We start from the raw sequence: 20,339 nt of genomic DNA on the forward strand, positions 1-20,339 counted from the left end.
GGACTTCCCTCCACTCCCACCGCTATGCGATCGTGATCTGTTCATTCAGGTATACATCCTGGATGGCGTTCAGCAACGCTGCTCCTTCCACCATCGGGCGTTGAAAGGCTTTGCGCCCGGAGATCAACCCTACGCCGCCGGCTCTTTTATTAATCACCGCGGTGCGTACTGCTTCCGCCAGATCGGCCTCTCCTTCGGAGGCGCCGCCGGAATTGATCAGTCCCATGCGCCCCATATAGCAATTAGCTACCTGGTAACGGCACAGGTCAATGGGGTTATCTGAGGTGAGTTCTGTATAAATACGCTCATCCAGTTTACCATATGAAGACGTTCCGGTATTCAATGCTTTATAGCCCCCGTTTACCACCGGCAATTTCTGCTTGATGATATCCGCCTGGATAGTTACACCGAGGTGATTGGCCTGCCCGGTAAGATCGGCTGAGAGGTGATAATCCACATCTTTCTTAAAAGCGTCATTCCGCAGGTAACACCAGAGAATAGTGGCCATGCCCAGTTCATGCGCCCTTGCAAAGGCCCGCGATACTTCCACAATCTGGCGGTCGGATTGCTCAGAGCCGAAATAGATGGTGGCTCCAACCGCTACTGCGCCGAGGTTCCAGGCTTCTTCCACGGTGCCGTACATTACCTGGTCGGCCCGGTTGGGATAAGTGAGCAGTTCATTATGATTGAGCTTGACAATAAAAGGAATGCGGTGCGCATAGTTACGCGACACCGACGATAACACGCCAAAGGTGGAAGCCACTGCATTACAGCCGCCTTCTATCGCCAGCTTCACAATATTTTCAGGATCAAAATAAGCCGGGTATTTGGCAAAAGATGCGCCTGCGCTGTGTTCCACGCCCTGGTCTACAGGAAGAATGGACATATAGCCGGTGCCTCCGAGACGGCCATGCTGAAACAATTGCCCCAAACTGCGCAATACCTGCGGGTTACGGCTGGAAGGTTGGTAAATTTTATTGACGGTATCCGGTCCGGGCAGGTGCAGCAGGTCTTTACTGATAGTTTTGCTTTGATGCTGCAACAGGGTATCGCTTTCTTTGCCTAATAATTCGCCGATTTTTTCCAAGGATAACATAAGCATGACTTTTTTTGATACACCTAATTTAAGGATTTAATACCGCACCGGTATGCGGCAGTTATTCAGTAAGGGGTTGGGCCTTTCGGGCGGGGCTGGTCTTCCCGCTCTTCCGTTACCATTTCCGTACCTTCAAATGCGCCTCCGGAGCCGTCATGAATAATAGGTTCCGGCTTTATTTCGTCTTCCTTTTCGACTGGTTTTTCTTCGTTGGGATTGATACTCATTTCCATAATAACAAATGTACTGATTACTTATAAATCGTTATTTGGGTAGGACATGAAAAAAATGAAATGAATTTAACTTTAGGAATAAATACTATAACTTTGGTTGCCAGCGTTCATACCCCTTAAAAAGGATGCCGGAAGAATTATCAATAGGATAATAACCCTCAGAAGATCATTAGGTTTCTATGAAAAGATTTTTTTGCCTGCAACACAAACTGTCATAGCCCTTTATTTAAGGCTATCCTGAGCTTAACTTACTTAAACCCTACGATGCTTAACATGACTATTAAAATCATTAACCAGATCAAACAAACTGTAAAAACAATTACAAGAGCAGGTACGCAGGGGCAAACAGACGATGAATTGGTATCCAGGATTATACTTGTGAACACACTCAGCCTGGTGCTGGCTTCCTTAATCCTCGTTGTAGGCGCCATATTTATGGTATTCACAAGAGAATTATCTATACTCATACCTGCTTCCATAGAATTCCTCCTTACGGTTTCGGCCATTTATATGAATCACAGGGGATACTACAGAGTTGCGGCTGCCAGTACTTTTTTGGTACAATGTTTTGCATCAATTTACTTTGGAATACTACTCAGTAACCTTATTGAGTTGCAGGCAATGATCATCTTCCTGATCTCTATTATATACCTGATATTTCCAGACAGAACATCGAGAAGAATATCACTGGTGGTAGCTGTAGGCATTCTTTTGCTGCTTGAAACCTATTACCACTATCATTTTGTAGAAGCGATACACCTTCAGCAAGATGTGGCATTTATTTTTCGCATCTCAGCGATGGCGGGTGTTTTAACACTTATCATCGTGGTAAGCAAACCATATGTTCACAGTAATGATTTCAATAAACAGTTAAAGAGAAGTAATCACTTTAAAAAGATATTTGTATACCAGGTATCACATGAGCTGAGAACACCGCTGAATGCAATTTTTGGCGTAGGACAGTTGTTAAAGCGGGAGATAAAATTAAATGAACAACTCAGGGGGATAGAACCATTGGTGGATCAACTTTTATTGGCAAGCAACCATACCCGCAATATTGTAAATGACGTGCTGGATATGGCACAGATAGAATCGGGAAATTCGGAAGTGCTGAACAGCGAAGCTTTTGAAATAAAACCCTTCATTGAAAAATTAGTGGACATAAACAGGATAATAGCAAAAACCAGGAATATTAAGATTAAACTAAGCATAGGTGAAATACCTCCTGTGATTATTGCTGATACCTTAAAACTCAACCAGGTTATAACAAATTTGTTGGGGAATGCCATTAAATACTCCCACAAAGGCACTACGATCAACTGTTACATTGCCGCTGCTAAAAATACCTGGTCGCTGCATATTGTTAATATGGGTGATCACATCACAGAAGATAAGTTGAAAACAATATTTGATCCGTTTATTACAGATAAAAGAAAGTACACAGAAGGTGCAGGGCTGGGACTTTATATTGTACAGAATAAAGTCAATTCCATGAACGGCACTATTACTGCAGAAAGCAGCCCTACCGGGATAAACAGTTTCAAAGTAGTGCTTCCCCTGGTACCGGGCAGATATGATGATCTCAAAACGGAAAACAATGATGAAGATGAAATTACTGACCTGAGCGACATTCATGTAGTAGTTGCTGAAGACAACGAAATGAGTGCCCTGCTGATATCCAGGTTCCTTACCCAAACCGGCTGCTCTATTTGCATGACCACAAACGGGGCTGAAGTTCTGGAGGAAAGCAGGAAACGCACACCCGATATCATCATCATGGATTACCATATGGACATTATGGATGGGAAAGATACCCTGGTTAGTCTGAAAAAAGATCCGTTATTAAAACATATCCCCGTTATTATCGCCACCGGGGATGCCTTTTTAGAGTCGCGCGAGCTAATGATGAAAGCCGGCGCCAGTGCCTTTATTGAAAAACCAATTGACTATAAATTCCTGATAAAAGTACTTAGTCAGCAACTGCATCCACTCAGTGGCGAATTACAATAAGAAATGAATACGCTTAAACTGCCGCAGCAATAGCTGGTACTAATTGCGTTTCTTTCCAGATAGAATTTGACCGTTTATAACGTTTGGTATAAACCTGCCATACCCAACTGGCTTGTACGCATCTTTCCAGGCCGCCAATATGTGCATCCAGCTTATCCACCATTTCTGAACCAGCAGGTAATTGCTGGTAACTCCTGTTCCTTACCCTGGTCACCAGCAATGCAAATTCCAGTAAAAACTGCTGTACAATGGCAGCAGCCTTCCTGATAATTTCCTCCAGTGAAAGGCCCGGATCATTTAACGCAAGGATCATCAGGAGGTTTGAATCTGAACTGTTGTCGATCACCTCCTTCTCAAAAGAAAAAAGATCATTCATCAAACAGCCAATAGCAGCGGTAACATATTGAAGGCGCTGCATATCAGTTTTGATACCTGCTGTTTCCATCCATTTCCAGTCAAGAAACTGCCCGTCACTATACTCAATGAGCTGTATGGTATGATGCATGCCGGAAATATGCCCCCGCATGTCAATATACTCTTCCACCGTAGGAATATGCCCGAGGGAATTGGTATTGCAATCCAGGTGTGTTACATCAATGTGGTAGTTATACATCTTTTTAAATTCCCGGAACCAATGGGCTGGCGAAGTATTATAAATATCCAGCAGCATCTCTGCATTGGCAGTTTCCACGCCATGAGCCTCCGGTACGCTTCCGAAAGGATAATCCATCTGTCCGATACGCTGCCTGACCACATTGCAGCGTTCCTGTTCGCCGGCACTCAGGTGCGTAAAAACTTCCCGTCCCATTGTGTCATTCAGAAAAAAGTCTACGGTGCAGTTTTTAAGAATATTATTCATACGATACAAATTGGCGGTAGGGAACAGGTATATGGCACAGGTGACGTAATGCTCCGCATTTTCAAGCCAGATACCATAACGCTCGCAAAACTCCTGGGCCACCCTTTTCAGCTGGCGGGAATAAGGATGAGGTCTGAATGACTGGCAAAATTCATCCAGCCTGAATTCTTCATGATTAAATAGTTGAAATAAAGAAAAGGGTTCCACCCCCTCCCTCATCATGGCAGCGTATTCTTTTTGCATTTTTTGCATTCTGGCATGAGCCAGCATCTGAACATTGTGTTTCATAAATGTTAATTTTTGAATAAGAAATGAAGAAAACTGTATTAATTGGATCCGGTTATAGGGCATGCTGATTTTCACAGGAACAAAACAGCCGCGGATGAAAGTAAGTATGGGCGACACTCCGAACAAATATATTATACTTTTAATATACAAAACACCGCTGAATTCTGCCTGCGCCGGGAATTTTAACTATTAACCCCGGGGTGTTTTATATATATTTGTTCCCCGGAATGACTAAAAGACCCAATATGACCCAGATCGCTATTATCCGTCACGGTACCACTTCCTGGAATAAAGCAGGCAAACTGCAAGGCCATTCAGATATCCCGCTGGATGAAGAAGGCATTACGCAGGCCCTGAAACTGGGACAACGGCTCACCGGCGAAACCTGGGACCTCATTTATTCCAGTCACCTGCTCCGGGCCCGGCAAACAGCAGCCATCATTGCACAGGAGCTTAACATAGAAAGTGTAATTGAAGACCAACGTATCGGGGAAGCCGGCGGCGGCCTCATTGAAGGTACTACCGAGGAAGAACGCATCCTCCGGTGGGGCGCCAACTGGAAACTGATGGACCTCGGTATGGAAAGCAATAATGCCGTAGTAACAAGAGGACTCTCCTTTATGCAGGACCTCCTCTCCGAAAATAGTGGCAAAAAGATACTGCTGGTAAGTCATGGCAGCTTTATCCGGCAAATGCTGGACGCCCTCCTGCCACAAATGCATCCTACTCCCGCCATGAAAAATACTTCCATCACGAGGCTCCAGTTCTCCGACGAAAACTGGAAATGCGAACTGTTTAATTGCGTGAGCCACCTCGAATAGAATTATATTTGTTGTTCATGAAACTATTACTGATAGAAGATGAACCTGCTGTAGTATCTGTTATTACCCGCGGCCTCTCGGAAGCCGGCTACGAAGTAAGCGTGGCCCCCGATGGTACCAGCGGACTGCAAATGGCACTCAATAACCCATCATTCCGGCTGATCATACTGGATGTAATGCTGCCCGGTATGAACGGCATAGAAGTATGCCGCTCCATCCGCAAAGCCCGGCTGGATGTGCCTATACTTATGCTCACCGCACTGGGTACAACAGAAAATATAGTAATGGGCCTCGACAGCGGCGCCGATGATTACCTGGTGAAACCATTTAAGCTACAGGAGCTGGAAGCCCGCATCCGTAGCCTGATGCGGAGAAAAACCCCGGTAGATACACCCGTTCCCGTTACCTCCGCCGCTATACTCAGCATGGCAGACCTGGAACTGGATACCGATACCAAATCCGCCAGCAGGAACGGAAAAAATATCCAGCTCACCGCCACAGAATACCGGCTGCTGGAATATTTACTGAAAAATCCGAGGAAAGTACTCTCCCGCCTGGAAATACTGGAACAGGTGTGGGGCATCGAATTTAATATGAATACCAAAGTGGTGGATGTTTATATTAACTATCTCCGGAAAAAAATTAATAAATATAACCCCACAGAACTGATACATACCGTAGTGGGACTGGGTTATATGATCAGGGAAAATAAAGCCGATGAAGATACGCACTAAGATATTACTGCTATTTGCCGGGTTAACGATTTCTACAATCCTCGTGATGAGTGGACTGGTGTATTATTTCGCCAATCAACACTCCTTCGAAGACTTCTATAAACGGCTGGAAATACGCGCCTATCTTACTGCAAAAGCCACCCTTCCCTATTATGAATCCGACTCCGTGATCTACAACGAGATCCGGGAGGAACACCTGGAAAAACTGCCGGCCGAAAAGGAATACTTCCTGAAAGTGGCCGCCGATGGCACCGTTCATAAAGATGAACAACTCACCCTTCCCAACTCCTTCTACGAACAGGTGTACCGCGACAGCAAGGCTACGTACCGCGAAGGCGACCGCTTCTACGAAGGCGTGTTGTATAAAAGCAAACAGGGACTGTATATCGTGATTGTATCGGCCATTAACCAATACAGCGTGGAATACCTGGGATGGCTGCGCAAAATCCTGATCATCTGCTCCGTGGCCTCCAGCGTCATCCTGGTTGGCGCCGGCATTTTCTTCTCCAAATATATCCTAAAACCTATCCGGCACATGATGGTGCAGGTAAAAAGCATCAGCTCCCGCAACCTGCACCTGCGGCTGAATGTAGACGACAGCGGTGATGAAATCAACGACCTGGCAGGTACCTTTAACAATATGCTGGACCGGCTGGAAACCGCCTTTGAAACACAAAATAATTTTGTCAGCAATGCCTCCCATGAGCTGAGTACCCCTCTCACCGCCATCATCGGCGAAGCAGAACTGGCACTTAATAAAGAACGTACCCAGGATAAATATATCTACTCCCTGAAGAATATCCTTCATGAAGCAGGACGACTGGAACACATCACCAAAAGCCTGCTGCACCTGGCCCAAACCGGCTTTGACGGCAAGAAACAGGAATGGGGACAAATCCGCAGCGATGAACTGCTGTTCACCGTAAAAAACACCATCGATAAACTGCACCCGGGTAACCAGGTGGAAATAGACTACAGCCTGTTCCCGGAAGAAGAAGAAAAATTAGTGATCCCCGGCAACGAACAACTGCTGGAACTGGCGCTCAGCAACATTGTGATGAATGCGGTGAAATATTCCAACAACGAACCGGTGTCCATTGCACTGGCCGCTACAGAAAAGAAAAATATTATTATCGTAAAAGACCAGGGCATCGGCATCCCCCCGGAAGATCTGCCCTATATCTTCTCCCCCTTCTTCCGCGCCTCCAATACCGGCCGTTTCAAAGGGTATGGTATCGGGCTGCCACTGGCTATGAATATTATACGCATGCATAAAGGAGACATCATTGTAAACAGCCGTGTAAACCACGGAACCGAGATCAGGGTGGAACTTCCACTGTAGCGGCTGCTTTTCTTACCGGATTCTTACCACATTCTTACTATCTTTTAACGCGGCTCTTACTGGTTACTTATTTCACAGCAATAATTTTGTTGTTATAAAAGCTACCAGATATGAAAAATATACTCATACCCACAGATTTCTCTATCCGCTCACTCAGTTATGTACACAACATCGTAGCGCAGCATCCAGGCGAGCAGGTAAACATTATATTAATGCACGCACTGGAAATGCCGGACTCTTTGTTTGACCTGATGACCTACACCCGCAACAGCAGGCACGTGGAACTTATTTCATCCGACTTCCAGGATGGTTGTGAAATAATCCGTAACAAATATTCATCTGCCATTAACCAGCTGAAGATAGAATTCTTTCATGGCAACACCCGCGCAGCATTACGCAATTTCCTGCTGGCACAAAACATCGACCTGATCATTCAACCGACCGATCATGAATTTAATGCGCCTTCCAAAAGAAGCTATGATCCGGAAAAACTGATCAGCAAATGCAATTATCCAAAGATGAAGATTCAACTCCAGAAACGGAAGTATGTGGTAGACAGGTCTACCATCTCAGCACTTTTGCTGGCAACAGAATAAAAAGCTAGGTTATGTTACTGAAAAATAATATCCCCTTAAATTATGTTTTTGGTAAAATAAAGATAGAAATCCTGCTGGTGACCATCTACTCACTGGCTATTAATATCCTTTATTACCAATATGATTTCACCAACCTGGTTATTCCTATAGCTGTGCCAATGGTGCTGGGAACGGTGTTATCGTTACTACTCGCATTCCGCTCCAACCAGGCTTACGACCGATGGTGGGAAGCCAGGACAATATGGGGCGCAATTGTAAATGATTCACGCTCGCTGACAAGACAGGTACTAAGCCTGATGGATACTACGTATCAATCGGAAGACCTCACCCTTTTCCAGGAGCGTTTTGTAAAGCGACAGGCAGCATGGTGCTATAGTTTGGGACAATCGTTACGTAAGACAGATCCGCTCAAAGGTGTAGACAGATTATTATCAAGACGGGAATTAAACTATGTGATGAGATATGATAATGTGCCGGCTGCCTTGTTGCTTTTACATGGAAGAGACCTGAAACATGCGATGGACCAGGGTTGGATAAACCAATACCAGCAAATTGCCCTGGATCAGACGCTGACCAGGCTCTGCGACGCAATGGGTAAATGTGAACGTATTAAAAATACCGTGTTCCCGGCTACTTATAGTCTTTATACACACTTCACCGTTATCTTCTTTATACTGTTATTGCCGTTTGCCTTAATAGATGTGCTGGGCTTTATGGAAATACCCCTCGTGGTAGCCATTGCCTCATCTTTCCTGCTGATCGAAAAAATGGCGATCAACCTGCAGGACCCGTTTGAAAATAAACCTACAGATACACCGGTAACGACTATTGCCAGGAAAATTGAAAACGATCTCCGGCAAATGTTGCACGAACAGGAAGCTGCACCGGAAGAGCAGGTGGAAACACCCGCTTACTATGTACTTTAAAGCTGATTTGTGTTTAAGGCGCCCTCTCCAAAAGGGCCGTAATTTATAGCGTTAAGACAAAGGCTCCGGTATCCACCGGAGCCTCTTCTTTATAAGGTAGCCAATTCTTTTTTTGATAACCATACCCACTTGCGGATCGTTCGCCTCACATAGCGGGGATGCAGATCAATTTCCTGCCCCATTTTTTCGAACTGTGCCCGTGCTTCGCCGGTCCTGCCCTGCTTCTTCAGGAGCAATCCATAATAATACATTGCCTCCAGTGAGTGATGTACCCGGATAATTTTCTGGTATTCTTCTTCCGCCCTGCCGGTTTCCATTGTTTGTTCCAATGCGCGCGCGTACATCAGTTCATCTTCTGCCTTACTCATCCGCACACCCTTGAAAGTATTTACTTTATCAAAGCTCACAATACTCGCCGCATACTGCCCGTTCAGGAATTGGAGCCGGGCCAGTTGCAGGATAATACCCGGATCTTTGGTAAAAGTATTGGCACACTCCAGGGTCAGCGCAATGGCTTTGTCGTATTGCTTCTGCTGTGCATAGGCATCTGCCAGCTGCATTTTGTTGGTAACTGTATCGGATATACGTACCTTCTTCTCCCACTCCTGGATACGCCCGTTGGGCCACAACGTACGTAACAGGTTTTCACCAAAGCTGCCATTGGTAATATCCGGCAATATTTCGCGGATAAAATAAACCACCACGCCTATCACCGGGATAAACAGGATAAAAAATAACCACTCCCTGCTTCTCCCCGATTTCAGGACATGCACCACACATATAATCTGCAGAATGATAACCAGGTAATAATAGTCACTCCAAAATGGGAACATAGCAATTTCAACAACCAGGGTTAAGAAAAACTGATTCCCGGCAAAAATAATAAAATATGCTAATTTGTAGCTTTGAACCAAATGGATATTCTTGAAGAAGATGTTAAAAATTACCGGCTACTCCCTGTTAACCCTGGTGCTGCTGATCAGCGTTTACCTGTTATCGGCCTACACGCTTTCGCGCATGAGCACCAGCAGGGAAATAGTGCCGGATGCGGACATCCCCATTTATATCCTCACCAACGGCGTGCACACCGACCTGGTACTGCCTGTACGCACGGAACAAATAGACTGGAGCACCCGCATCCCCTTCAGCAATACCACCGGCAAAGACACCACCGCACAATGGCTGGCCTTTGGGTGGGGCGACAAAGGCTTTTACCTGGAAACCCCTACCTGGGCAGACCTTAAAGCCAGCACCGCTTTTAAGGCAGCATTCAGTCTTAGCACCGCTGCCATCCATGCCACTTACTACCGCCATCTCAGCGAAGATGAAAACTGCCGCAGGATTATGGTCAACAAGCAACAATATGCCCGGCTGGTTCATTATATCAACAACAGCTTCCGCGCGCTCCCCGGCGAAATGCCCGTGTACATTGCCACCAATGCCAACTACGACCGGAATGATGCCTTTTATGAAGCCAAAGGCAGCTATCATCTCTTCTATACCTGTAACACCTGGGCCAATAACGGGCTAAAAAGCTGCGGCCAAAAAGCCTGCCGGTGGACCATCTTTGATACAGGCATCTTTTATCATTACCGCTGATAACTATCCCGCTATTTTAACAAGATAAGATTCAAGGCCATAATGAGACTTTACAATGAAGGAATGAGATGTTTTAGTGAAAAAACATCCACATAACCTTCTATTTTTGTTCCCACCGGTTTCTAATCCACGTTACCCGGCTATTCCATAAATGATTATAAAGATGAGATTTAAACTTCCGGTACTGGCTATCTGCGCACTTCTGACAGGTACTCATGCTTCAATGGCCCAGCAGGCAAATATCCCCGGCGACTTTGCAGATCCTTCCATTATCCGGAAGGGCAGCAGCTTCTATGCCATCGGCACGTCAAGCGAATGGGGGCCGCACTTTCCGATCTTCCGTTCAAATAACCTGCAACAATGGGAACAAACAGGTTTCTTATTTGATAAAGCGCCTTCCTGGACTTCGTCTTCGTTCTGGGCGCCTGAATATTTCTATCATCACAATACCTATTACGTTTATTATACAGCGAAAAGAAAGACCGATGGCGTTTCCTGCATAGGCGTAGCCACCTCGGCATTTCCGGATCATGGCTTCAAAGATCATGGCATCATCATAGAACATGGCAAGGAAGCCATCGACGCATTTATATTTAACGACAACGGGCAATTATACATCACCTGGAAAGCCTATGGCCTGGATAACCGGCCCATTGAGATCCTTGGGAGTAAACTCTCCGGTGATGGACTTTCACTGACAGGCAAGCCTTTCACCCTGTTAAAAGATAATGCCCGTTCAGGTATGGAAGGACAAAGCATCATAAAAAAAGGCAACTACTATTACCTCTTTTATTCCGCAGGTAATTGCTGTGGTGTGTCATGCAGCTACCTGGTTAACGTAGCCCGCGCAACCGCCATCACCGGGCCTTACGAAGAAGATACCAATAATCCCGTGCTGACTGACAACGGGAACTGGAAATGCCCCGGACATGGCACCTTTGTACAGGATACTGCGGGCAACGACTTTTATATTTACCATGCCTATAACAAAGCCAGCAATGTGTTTACCGGCAGAGAAGCTCTAATTTCGTCTTTGTCGTGGAAGTCCGACCAGTGGCCTGCGCTCAGGCCTGTTCCCGTGGCGGCAAACAGCAAAGAGAACACTCATCTTCATTATAACTTTGCGCAACCAACAAAGAAAATATTCTGGCAGTGGGATTTTAGAAATATGAAGCCGGTGTTCAGTCAAACGGGTGGAAAGTTGCAGCTGTCGGGGTTATACAACAGCAATCATCCGGCTGGCATAGCGCTCACCCTCAGACCTTATGCAGCGGCTTATGAAATCAGTACTGCCGTATTGAATAATAACAAGGCTGGCAAAGGATTAATTATTTATGGAGATGTATCTGCCGCCGTTGGCATTGCTGTACGCCAGGATAAAGTGGAATTCTGGGTAATAAAGGATGGAAAGAGAAATGTACTCAGCGAACAGAAAGTACCTGATACCGGTAAGCCTGTACACCTGAAAATGGTGATGCTGCCTGATTTTACCTGTAAGGTGTATTGGAAACAACAGGCCACCTGGGAAGAGCTTACACCGGATAAGAAAGCATACCCTGTAGGATTCCTTCCACCATGGGACCGCAGTCCGCGGCCGGGATTGAACTTCCAGGGCAACGCGGATGAAAATGCCGCATTCGGCTTCTTTGATATCAGGTACACCGGTGAAATACCGCAATAAAATAAATCACACAGGAATGAGAAAGCAAACTTTAGGCGCGTTATTGATTCTGCTGTTTACTTCCGTTGCGGGTAGCAGTCAAACCTATACAAAATATGTAAATACTTTCATCGGTACTGCACCGATGACGGATCCTAAAATCCTGGGCTATGAGCTGCCACGCGGCTGGAGATCATGGGCCGGGCTTACCTTCCCCGGCAGCTCCCTGCCCAATGCAATGGTGCAGTTAAGCCCTATGACGGAATATGGTTCCGGCGCTGGTTATGAGTATGAAGACTCCGTAATTTACGGCTTTACCCATACCAATAAGGGACACTGGAACCTCTGCAATATTCCCGTGTTACCGGTTTCAAATCCAGGGGAAAAATTCGGCTCTCACTTCTCCCATAAAAAAGAAAGTGCAGCTCCCGGGTTCTACCAGGTATACCTGGACGACTATGAGGTGAATGTTAGTCTTACTTCCACTTTAAGATGCGGCTATCACCGGTATGAATATAAGAATAACACCAACCGGCAAATCCTCTTCGACCTGGCAAAGGCCAATAATAAAGTAAACGGCTGGAACATTGAACAGGTGGGCGCTTCCGCGTTGCAGGGATACCAGCAGACAGGCGGAAAAATCTACTTCTATGCCATCCTCAATACCAATATTGAAAAACTGGAAAAAAAAGAAGAAGGTAAAAGCAACGGCTTTGCGATGGTGCATTTAGTCAACGGCAGCACCACGCCGGTTGAACTGAAAATAGGAATATCATTTGTCAGTACAGAGAACGCCAAAGAAAACCTGGAGAAAGAAATTGGTCATAAATCCTATAATGACATCCGGAAAGAAGCTACCCAAAAATGGGAAATGCTCTTGTCTGCTATCCAGGTAAAAGGCGGCACTGCCAAACAAAAGGAAATGTTTTACTCCTGCCTGTACCGCTCCTTCCTGTGGCCCGCCTTGCGCAGCGATGTAAACGGACAATTCACAGATGCAAAACACCAGGTGACAAAAGCTGATTTCAATTATTATACCGAGCCTTCTTTATGGGATACCTACCGGAATAAAGATGTGCTGCTGGGGCTTATTTCCCCGCAGGTAACGCTGGATGTAATTAAATCTATGAAAGATGTGGGAGATAAAACCGGTTTTATACCTACCTTTTTTCATGGCGATCACGGGTCCTCATCAATTGCTGGAGCTTACCTGCGAGGCATTGACGATTTCGATATCAAAGGCACGTATCAGATACTGTTGAAAAACGCCACCGTAGAAGGCGGAGCGCGGCCGTTTATCAAAGAGTATATGGAGAAAGGATTTATCAGCGATCCCGCAGTAACTAACCCTCACGTAGAAACGAAAGGAAAGGCGGGCGTGTCCAAAACACTGGAGTATTCCTACGACGACTACTCAGTGGCGCAGATTGCAAAAAAGCTTGGCGACACAGCTAATTACAACATGCTGATGGCAAGGTCAAAGAATTACAAAAATATGTTTGATCCGTCTACCCGGTTTATGAGAGGGAAACTGGAAAACGGAGAATGGATTAAGGATTTTAATCCGCAATATCCTTATTACGAATACATGTACAGGGAGGCCAATGCCTGGCAGGTGTCTTTTTTTGCACCGCACGATATGCCCGGCCTGATAGCACTATACGGCGGCGCCAAAGGGTTTGAGTCCAAACTGGATTCGTTGTTCACTGTTCCCTGGAATCCCAGCTATATTGCGAGAAATGTAGAAACGATGATAGGCCAGTATTGCCACGGCAACCAACCGGATCATGAAGCGCCTTTTGCTTACTATTTTATCGGAAAGCCGGAAAAATCACAAAAGATCATCGACACTATTTTGAATACTTTATATGGCATCGGCGATGAAGGACTGGCGCTTTGCGGAATGGATGATGCGGGCGAAATGTCGTCCTGGTATGTATTCAGTGCATTGGGGCTTTACACTTTTTCTGCTACCGATCCGGAGTACCTTGTTACCGTTCCGTTGTTTGATGAAATAAAATGGAGAACCAGCAACGGTAAACTGCTCACTATTTCCAAACCGGGTAAAGGCAGGAACTTAACCGCCATTAAAGTAAATGGCAGGGAGAACAAAGGATATTTTGTATCACACGATTTGTTTAAACAGGGAGGGAAGATAGAAATACTTACGAAGTAACTGACACACATAGCGATTATCTTCGCTTTATTAAATCCTTTCCCTTCCTGGTATACAACACCACCGCCGGACACGGGGGATGTAAATCCTGGAAAATTTTAGCATAGGAAAAATCTGACAACGGGCGGTTGGCTACTATTCCGTAGCTAACCTCTACCTCATCTATATAATACTGGATACCGGAAGAACAGGAAAGAATACTATTGGTGGCCCATCCCCGTGGCAGTTCTTTATTCAAAAAATCTAAAACAAAATATTCCCTTCCGGGATTTATCGGATCCCGTAAATCGAAGGTATAATGTTCAATAGGTTTAAATTCATCTTTAATAACATACTGTTTATTTAACGCAAGGTGCCTGTCTTTCCAACGTGCTCTTACAGTTACCTCCTTCAATTTTTTGGTTTTAGGAATGGTATCAGATGCACGCTCCTGTGCCATTACAACAAAAGGCAACAAGAATAAACCAACTGTAAATATTACACGTATCATGATATCCAACCCGTTTTTATGTTTATAACATATAGTGTTCCTATATAATTACACATGGAAACAGGATAGCGTACGTGTTTCTTTGAAAAAAAACGAGCTTGCTATTATAATGGATGTATAAACTTGTCGCTTCTGTACTATTGTTTAGTAGTAAGGAAAACTAATTTCATTGCCTAAATACTATTTTATGGAAAATAAAATAAAACGGCTTTTAAAATGGAACGCTGCAGCTAAAACAGTGGCTGTACTTTTAATTGGGTTATTGGGTTCATTATCACTTCATGCCCAAACGCTTCCTCCACCGCGACCTAATCCCCCTGGACCAGTACTTTCTGTGTATGAGCGGGAATTTAATTACGGTTACGAGGAAGGTGCAAAATTTGCCGGCAGAAAGGACCGCGCGAATTACGAGTATTTCCTCAGGAGATATTATGATGGCATAAGAATGTATCCGGAAAACGATGATTTTTATCGTGGAAGGTTCGAGGGTCTTACCTATGGCTGGATGGAAAATCAGCCGGAGCCTGATTTGACCCTGTATAGAAAATTGAAGGAAGCATTGGAGCGTGACCGCACAGATCCTTGAGCAGGTTGAAGCTGAAAGATTATCTAATTATCAAAATGAGTTAAAAAATATCTGATTTGATATTTTTAGCTCATTTTTATTTTACCAGTAGTTGTAAAATTGATTTTAAGATGAAACAACTTTTGTAAACAACAAAAAGAAGAGGCTGCATCATTTATTTATGATACAGCCTCTATGCTATTTATTTTTTTTCAAAAAAAGTTTAATACCCCGGGTTGGGTACCAGGTTCGGATTCAGTGCCAGCTCTATTGCAGGAATAGGAAACACCCGGCGGAAAACATCGTTATCAACCGGTTTGAAACCCCATTTGCCTTCAAATTTACCAAAGCGGATCAGGTCATTTCTTCTCCAGGCTTCCCAGGCAAATTCGCGGGCGCGCTCTTCCAGGATCATAGGCAGCGTAGTACCCACCAATGGAGTAGTACCTGCACGGCTGCGGATCTTATTCACCAATACATCAGCGGTTTGCAGCTCTCCCTTCACCACCGTAGGCGTGGCGCCGCGGAGAATCGCTTCTGCTTTCATCATGATTACATCTGCCAGGCGTAACACGGGAATATCTGTGTTCTGGAAACGGGTGGCTGTATTCACGTTTTTATCAGGGTAATACTTGATGGAACGCACACCTTTTAATTGTCCCTTCAGATCGTTGCCTACATCCAGCTTGGCTTCTCCACCGGCTTTCAGCGTTAAAGCTGGTGAAATTTCCACCCACCAGTCGATAGGGGTATCAGCACCGGTAGATGAAGCGTCCAACGTTTTGGTAGTGGTATGAACAATGTTGGGGGTACCATCTTTGTTATACTGTTTACCGGATAACCAGGTATTGTTACGAACATCGTTCGGCTGGTTAAAATAAGCATAGAAATCGGGAATAGTACTCAGCGCCACGCTGGGACCAAATGCCGCCGGCAGGTCGAAACGTTCCTTCAGGAAAGGGTGCAGGCAGAAACGTGTAAAGTGACAACCGGGGATAAGATTGGCGTCATAAGGAATGGCAAAAATGGTTTCTTTGATCTGCGGGCCATTATCCGGTTTAAAGATCGATGCAAAATCGGCATCCAATGAATAAGGCGCATTCAGGAGGATGCTGTCTGCCATTGCTACCGCCTCAGTATAACGCGGTGTGCCGGTATAGTACTCCGCATTGAGATACATTTTTTCCAGCAATGCAAAAGCCAGCCATTTGGTGGCACGTCCATAGGTGCTGCCATCCACTTTGGTAGTAAGATTGGGCAATGCTGATTTCAACGTGTTCTCGATAAAGGCAAATACTTCCTTACGCGGTTTCGTGACCGGGAGCGTGTTTACCGGGAAACTATCCAGTACGGGAATATTACCATACAGGTCCATCATAAAAAAGTAGAAAAGCGAACGCATGGTCTTCAGTTCCGCAAGAGAAGCGGATTTATAATCCCCCGCAGGTAACCCGTTTACCAGGTTGATGGCATTATTGGCAATATTGATACCGCCAAAACCCCACTGCCAGGAACTAATCACGTATGGATGACTGCTGCCCCATGTATGCAGGTGCATAAAACGGTATTTTCCGCCATCATCGTAGTTACCATCGCGGGCCGGAATAATGGCCTCGTCGGTAGAGAACTCCTGTAACATCCAGTAGTCCACTCCATAACTAAAACCGGTGCCATTCATCCAGTAGGTGGCATCCCCTGATTTAGTATTGGCCAGCTGTGAATACACAGCCCCAATGGCAGCCGCATAGGAAGCGTTATTGGAGGGAAAGTTGGAAGGCGTATATTTCGACTCAACATCTACATCCAGCTTACTGCAGGCTGTAAGCACCATTGTGGCAAGCAGGAAAATACCGATGATTTTTTTATAGCGCATATCTTTATTTTTAAATAGTCAGATGGATTAAAAAATGGCATTCAGACCAAAAATGAATGACCGGGTTTTAGGATAATAGTTCCTGGCGTCAATACCTGGTGTAAGGCCACCAAGATCAATTTCAGGGTCTATGCCTGTATAATCTGTAATAGTAAATACATTGTTAACGTTACCGTATATACGTAGTTTGCTGATGTAGTTACTTTTAATCTTGAAAGTATACCCCAGTGTCAGGTTGTCCAAACGCAGATAGGAACCATTTTCCAGGAACCTGTCGGAGATCAGGAAAGAGTTCTTGTCGTTATAGGATTCCCCTGTTGTAAATTTCAGGATGTTGGTCATTTTCGCATCTGTTGGCGTGTTCAATGCAGCGGTGGTGGCATTGAGTATCTTATTGCCGGATACCCCGCGGATAAAGATATTCAGGTCAAATCCCTTATAGGTGAAGGTGTTGCTCCATCCGTAGTTGATACTGGGTTGCGCATTGCCCGCCTGCATCAGGTCGCCGATGCTGGGAGAGGTAGTAACTGTACCATCTGCTTTCTGATAGGTAGACACGCCATCTTTATCTTTCCCCAGGTAATGGAACAGGGTGAATGTACCAATGGGTTGTCCTTCCAGGATTTTCTGGCTCCAGTTACCGGACTGTCCTTTACCACCAAGTATGGCGGTAGGAATGTCCTTCAATGTAAACCGTCCGCTGGAAAGTGCGCTGATGCTGTTGGTATTATGTGATACGTTGACGGAAGTTTTCCACGAGAAATTTTTATTGCTTACCGGTTCTGCATTCAGTACTACTTCCACGCCCTTGTTACTTACTTTACCAACGTTTGCCAGCAGCGTGGTGGTAATGTATTGAGTGGTAGATACCGGGTAGTTCCAGATAAGATCTGAAGTTTGTTTATCGTAGTAGTCCACTGCGCCGCTCAGTCGTCCTTTAAAGATGGCAAAGTCGATACCGGCATTGAACATAGCGGTACGTTCCCATTTCAGATCGGGGTTAGGGTTTTGCACAGGAGCGATGGCATTGATCAGGTTACCATTATCATAATAACGGCCGGTGTTGCTGTATTGCAGCTGCGCCGCCAGAGGATCAAAGCCCAGCGAGTTACCGGACACACCATAACTCACCCTGAGTTTGAGGTCATCAAAGAAGTCGTTCTTTTTCATAAACGGTTCCTGGCTGATACGCCATCCTGCTGATACTGCCGGGAAGTAGCCCCAGCGGTTGTTTTTACCAAAAGCAGAGGAGCCATCATTACGCAACGATGCCTGGAAATAATATTTGTCTGCATACTGGTAATTGATCCTGCCATAGTAAGAAATCAAGCGCAGGGTAGTAAGCGTACTGGTAGCAGAGTTATCAAATACTACGGTGCCGGGAGGCGGGTTGCTCAGGCTAAGATTATTCCAGGAAAGTGCATCACTGCCAAATCCCTGTGTGCTTACGCCAAAGCCATCGCCATTATGGTCTTCCTGCCAGGAGTAACCAGCCAATACCTTAAAATTATGCTTGCCAACCGTTTTATCATAGTTAAAATAAGATTCAATGATGTTGCGGGTGTTGGTCCAGGCCAGGCGGGTAGACTTACCGTTGAGTCCTTTTGCGAGTACGGACAAACTGTTGTAATACACATTTCTGGTTACCTGCTCACGCTGAGTGGAAAGGCTCAGTGTATAAGTAAGACCGGGGAGTATTTTCACTTCAGCAAGGCCATTACCCAGGAACTTGTTGATTTTTGTTTCGTCGCTGTTGTTGGCGATGAGTGCTACCGGGTTATTACTACCGCGGATATTACCGGCATAGTCTTCCGTAAAACTTCCGTCAGGTTGTTTTACCAATACGGTAGGCAGGTAGTTAAGCATATTCGACAATACTGCGTCGGGCACATTGTTTTGTGTGGTAGACGAGTTGAAGATGTTCACTCCAAGCCGCAAACGGTCGTTAAACGCGCGCTGATCGATATTGGCACGTAACCCCATTCTCTTCAGCGATGAACCCTCGATGATACCCGGGTTGTCGAGATAGTTGACGCTAAAACCATAGGTAGTACTTTTTGATCCACCCATGAGCGACAGGTTATGATTATGAGAAACGGCGTCACGTTGTACTTCCTTTTGCCAGTCGGTATTTACCGGTGTAGTGGTACCGGGATACACATTGTTGTTAACGGCGGCAAGTGCCTGGCCATTATCTGCCAGGTATTTCCGTAACTCATCACCGGTAAGTACTTCAAGTCGTTTGGATACTTTTTCAAGGCCAACATAAGCGTTATAGGCAATACGCAGCTGATCCGCTTTGGGCCGGCGGGTAGTCACCATGATTACGCCGTTGGCGGCCCTGGCGCCATAGATAGCAGTGGAGGCGCCATCCTTGAGAACGTCGATGCTTGCGATATCATCCGGCGCCACCATATCGATTGGGGCACCCGGCACACCATCAATCACGTAAAACGGTTCCTGGGCGCCACTGCGCAAGGTCGATGGCCCTCTCAGTATTACGCTGGGGTTCTGGTTGGGGTTACCACTTTTTGTAATCGTTAAACCAGGTACTTTACCCTGTAGTAACATCGACGGAGAGGCAATTACACCCTGTGTAAATTCTCCTGAACTAACGGAGCTGATAGCGCCGATCACATTCTTTTTACTGGTTTTACCATAACCGGTGATTACCACATCATTCAGCTGTTTTAGCTGCGCCTGCAAAGATACATGGAGGCTGTGCACTCCGTTCACATTTACATCCTTGCTTTCGTACCCAACAAATGCAATATGCAGGGTACTGTTACCATTGGTAACTTCTAAACGATAATTTCCCTCTACATCCGATACCACGCCATTGCGCGTACCTGCTTCAGAAATACTTACACCCGGGAGGGGCTGATTTTTGTCGTCTGTAATCCTGCCCTGAACCCTGAATTTGTCCTGCGCCACCGCCGGTAAAAAGGCGATGCACAGGCATACTACCCAGCATAGGGAGGCAGTCAACAGTTTCACAGGAAATCGTAATGAAAACCTACGATAATAGATTTTGTTCATAAAGCAATCTTTAAGTGATTTGTTTGTTTAAT

General features: G+C 45.5%; 17 protein-coding genes. 10 read left to right on the forward strand and 7 right to left on the reverse strand.

Translation table 11 applies throughout. The annotated features are described in order from the left end of the window. Positions 1-22: 22 nt before the first annotated feature. Positions 23-1,096 (reverse strand): class I fructose-bisphosphate aldolase, encoded by a 1,074-nt coding sequence (locus PV783_RS23515; protein ID WP_420989818.1) that lies wholly within the window; start codon positions 1,094-1,096, stop codon positions 23-25. Positions 1,097-1,161: 65 nt separating this feature from the next. Continuing rightward, positions 1,162-1,329 (reverse strand): hypothetical protein, encoded by a 168-nt coding sequence (locus tag PV783_RS23520; protein ID WP_420989819.1) that lies wholly within the window; start codon positions 1,327-1,329, stop codon positions 1,162-1,164. A 273-nt stretch (positions 1,330-1,602) separates the two neighbouring features. On the opposite strand from PV783_RS23520, the gene PV783_RS23525 reads away from it, so the two are divergent. Then, the gene (locus PV783_RS23525) at positions 1,603-3,339 is read left to right on the forward strand and encodes a hybrid sensor histidine kinase/response regulator (RefSeq protein WP_420989820.1); all 1,737 of its coding nucleotides are present in this window, start codon (positions 1,603-1,605) and stop codon (positions 3,337-3,339) included. A 13-nt stretch (positions 3,340-3,352) separates the two neighbouring features. Here the strand turns inward: PV783_RS23525 and PV783_RS23530 are convergent, their stop codons facing one another. Then, positions 3,353-4,486, reverse strand: a complete 1,134-nt coding sequence (locus PV783_RS23530) for a terpene synthase family protein (protein ID WP_420989821.1) — start codon at positions 4,484-4,486, stop codon at positions 3,353-3,355. 245 nt (positions 4,487-4,731) lie between these two features. Here PV783_RS23530 and PV783_RS23535 point away from each other — a divergent pair, with 245 nt between their 5' ends. From PV783_RS23535 to PV783_RS23555, 5 genes are all read left to right on the forward strand, one after another. Further along, a complete protein-coding gene (locus PV783_RS23535; RefSeq protein ID WP_079473467.1) occupies positions 4,732-5,307 on the forward strand; it encodes a histidine phosphatase family protein in 576 nt (191 codons plus the stop codon). A gap of 17 nt (positions 5,308-5,324) precedes the next feature. After that, complete coding sequence (locus PV783_RS23540; protein WP_079473466.1) at positions 5,325-6,041, forward strand: response regulator transcription factor; 717 nt, start codon at positions 5,325-5,327, stop codon at positions 6,039-6,041. Beyond that, complete coding sequence (locus tag PV783_RS23545; protein ID WP_420989822.1) at positions 6,025-7,383, forward strand: HAMP domain-containing sensor histidine kinase; 1,359 nt, start codon at positions 6,025-6,027, stop codon at positions 7,381-7,383. Before PV783_RS23540 ends, PV783_RS23545 begins: the two co-directional genes overlap by 17 nt. 110 nt (positions 7,384-7,493) lie before the next feature. Next, positions 7,494-7,979: a hypothetical protein gene (locus PV783_RS23550; RefSeq protein ID WP_079473464.1), complete on the forward strand. Its 486-nt coding sequence runs from the start codon at positions 7,494-7,496 to the stop codon at positions 7,977-7,979. A gap of 11 nt (positions 7,980-7,990) precedes the next feature. After that, positions 7,991-8,905: a bestrophin family protein gene (locus PV783_RS23555; RefSeq protein ID WP_079473463.1), complete on the forward strand. Its 915-nt coding sequence runs from the start codon at positions 7,991-7,993 to the stop codon at positions 8,903-8,905. Between the two features lie 89 nt (positions 8,906-8,994). On the opposite strand, the gene PV783_RS23560 is transcribed toward PV783_RS23555, so the two are convergent. Beyond that, positions 8,995-9,738: a tetratricopeptide repeat protein gene (locus tag PV783_RS23560; RefSeq protein WP_420989823.1), complete on the reverse strand. Its 744-nt coding sequence runs from the start codon at positions 9,736-9,738 to the stop codon at positions 8,995-8,997. A 100-nt stretch (positions 9,739-9,838) separates the two neighbouring features. Here PV783_RS23560 and PV783_RS23565 point away from each other — a divergent pair, with 100 nt between their 5' ends. From PV783_RS23565 to PV783_RS23575, 3 genes are all read left to right on the forward strand, one after another. Beyond that, a complete protein-coding gene (locus PV783_RS23565; protein WP_420990659.1) occupies positions 9,839-10,504 on the forward strand; it encodes a TIGR02117 family protein in 666 nt (221 codons plus the stop codon). A 163-nt stretch (positions 10,505-10,667) separates the two neighbouring features. After that, positions 10,668-12,185, forward strand: a complete 1,518-nt coding sequence (locus tag PV783_RS23570) for a glycoside hydrolase family 43 protein (RefSeq protein WP_420989824.1) — start codon at positions 10,668-10,670, stop codon at positions 12,183-12,185. A gap of 16 nt (positions 12,186-12,201) precedes the next feature. Further along, the gene (locus PV783_RS23575; protein ID WP_420989825.1) at positions 12,202-14,340 is read left to right on the forward strand and encodes a GH92 family glycosyl hydrolase; all 2,139 of its coding nucleotides are present in this window, start codon (positions 12,202-12,204) and stop codon (positions 14,338-14,340) included. Between the two features lie 16 nt (positions 14,341-14,356). On the opposite strand, the gene PV783_RS23580 is transcribed toward PV783_RS23575, so the two are convergent. Continuing rightward, the gene (locus PV783_RS23580) at positions 14,357-14,830 is read right to left on the reverse strand and encodes a hypothetical protein (protein ID WP_420989826.1); all 474 of its coding nucleotides are present in this window, start codon (positions 14,828-14,830) and stop codon (positions 14,357-14,359) included. Positions 14,831-15,017: 187 nt separating this feature from the next. On the opposite strand from PV783_RS23580, the gene PV783_RS23585 reads away from it, so the two are divergent. Further along, on the forward strand, positions 15,018-15,416 hold the full coding sequence (locus tag PV783_RS23585) for a hypothetical protein (RefSeq protein ID WP_420989827.1): 399 nt from the start codon (positions 15,018-15,020) through the stop codon (positions 15,414-15,416). A 202-nt stretch (positions 15,417-15,618) separates the two neighbouring features. On the opposite strand, the gene PV783_RS23590 is transcribed toward PV783_RS23585, so the two are convergent. Beyond that, the gene (locus tag PV783_RS23590; protein WP_420989828.1) at positions 15,619-17,268 is read right to left on the reverse strand and encodes a RagB/SusD family nutrient uptake outer membrane protein; all 1,650 of its coding nucleotides are present in this window, start codon (positions 17,266-17,268) and stop codon (positions 15,619-15,621) included. Positions 17,269-17,295: 27 nt separating this feature from the next. Then, positions 17,296-20,265, reverse strand: a complete 2,970-nt coding sequence (locus PV783_RS23595; RefSeq protein ID WP_420989829.1) for a SusC/RagA family TonB-linked outer membrane protein — start codon at positions 20,263-20,265, stop codon at positions 17,296-17,298. Positions 20,266-20,339: the final 74 nt, after the last annotated feature.

Source organism: Chitinophaga sp. CC14 (assembly GCF_048957795.1).
Classification (GTDB): Bacteria; Bacteroidota; Bacteroidia; order Chitinophagales; family Chitinophagaceae; genus Chitinophaga; species Chitinophaga ginsengisegetis.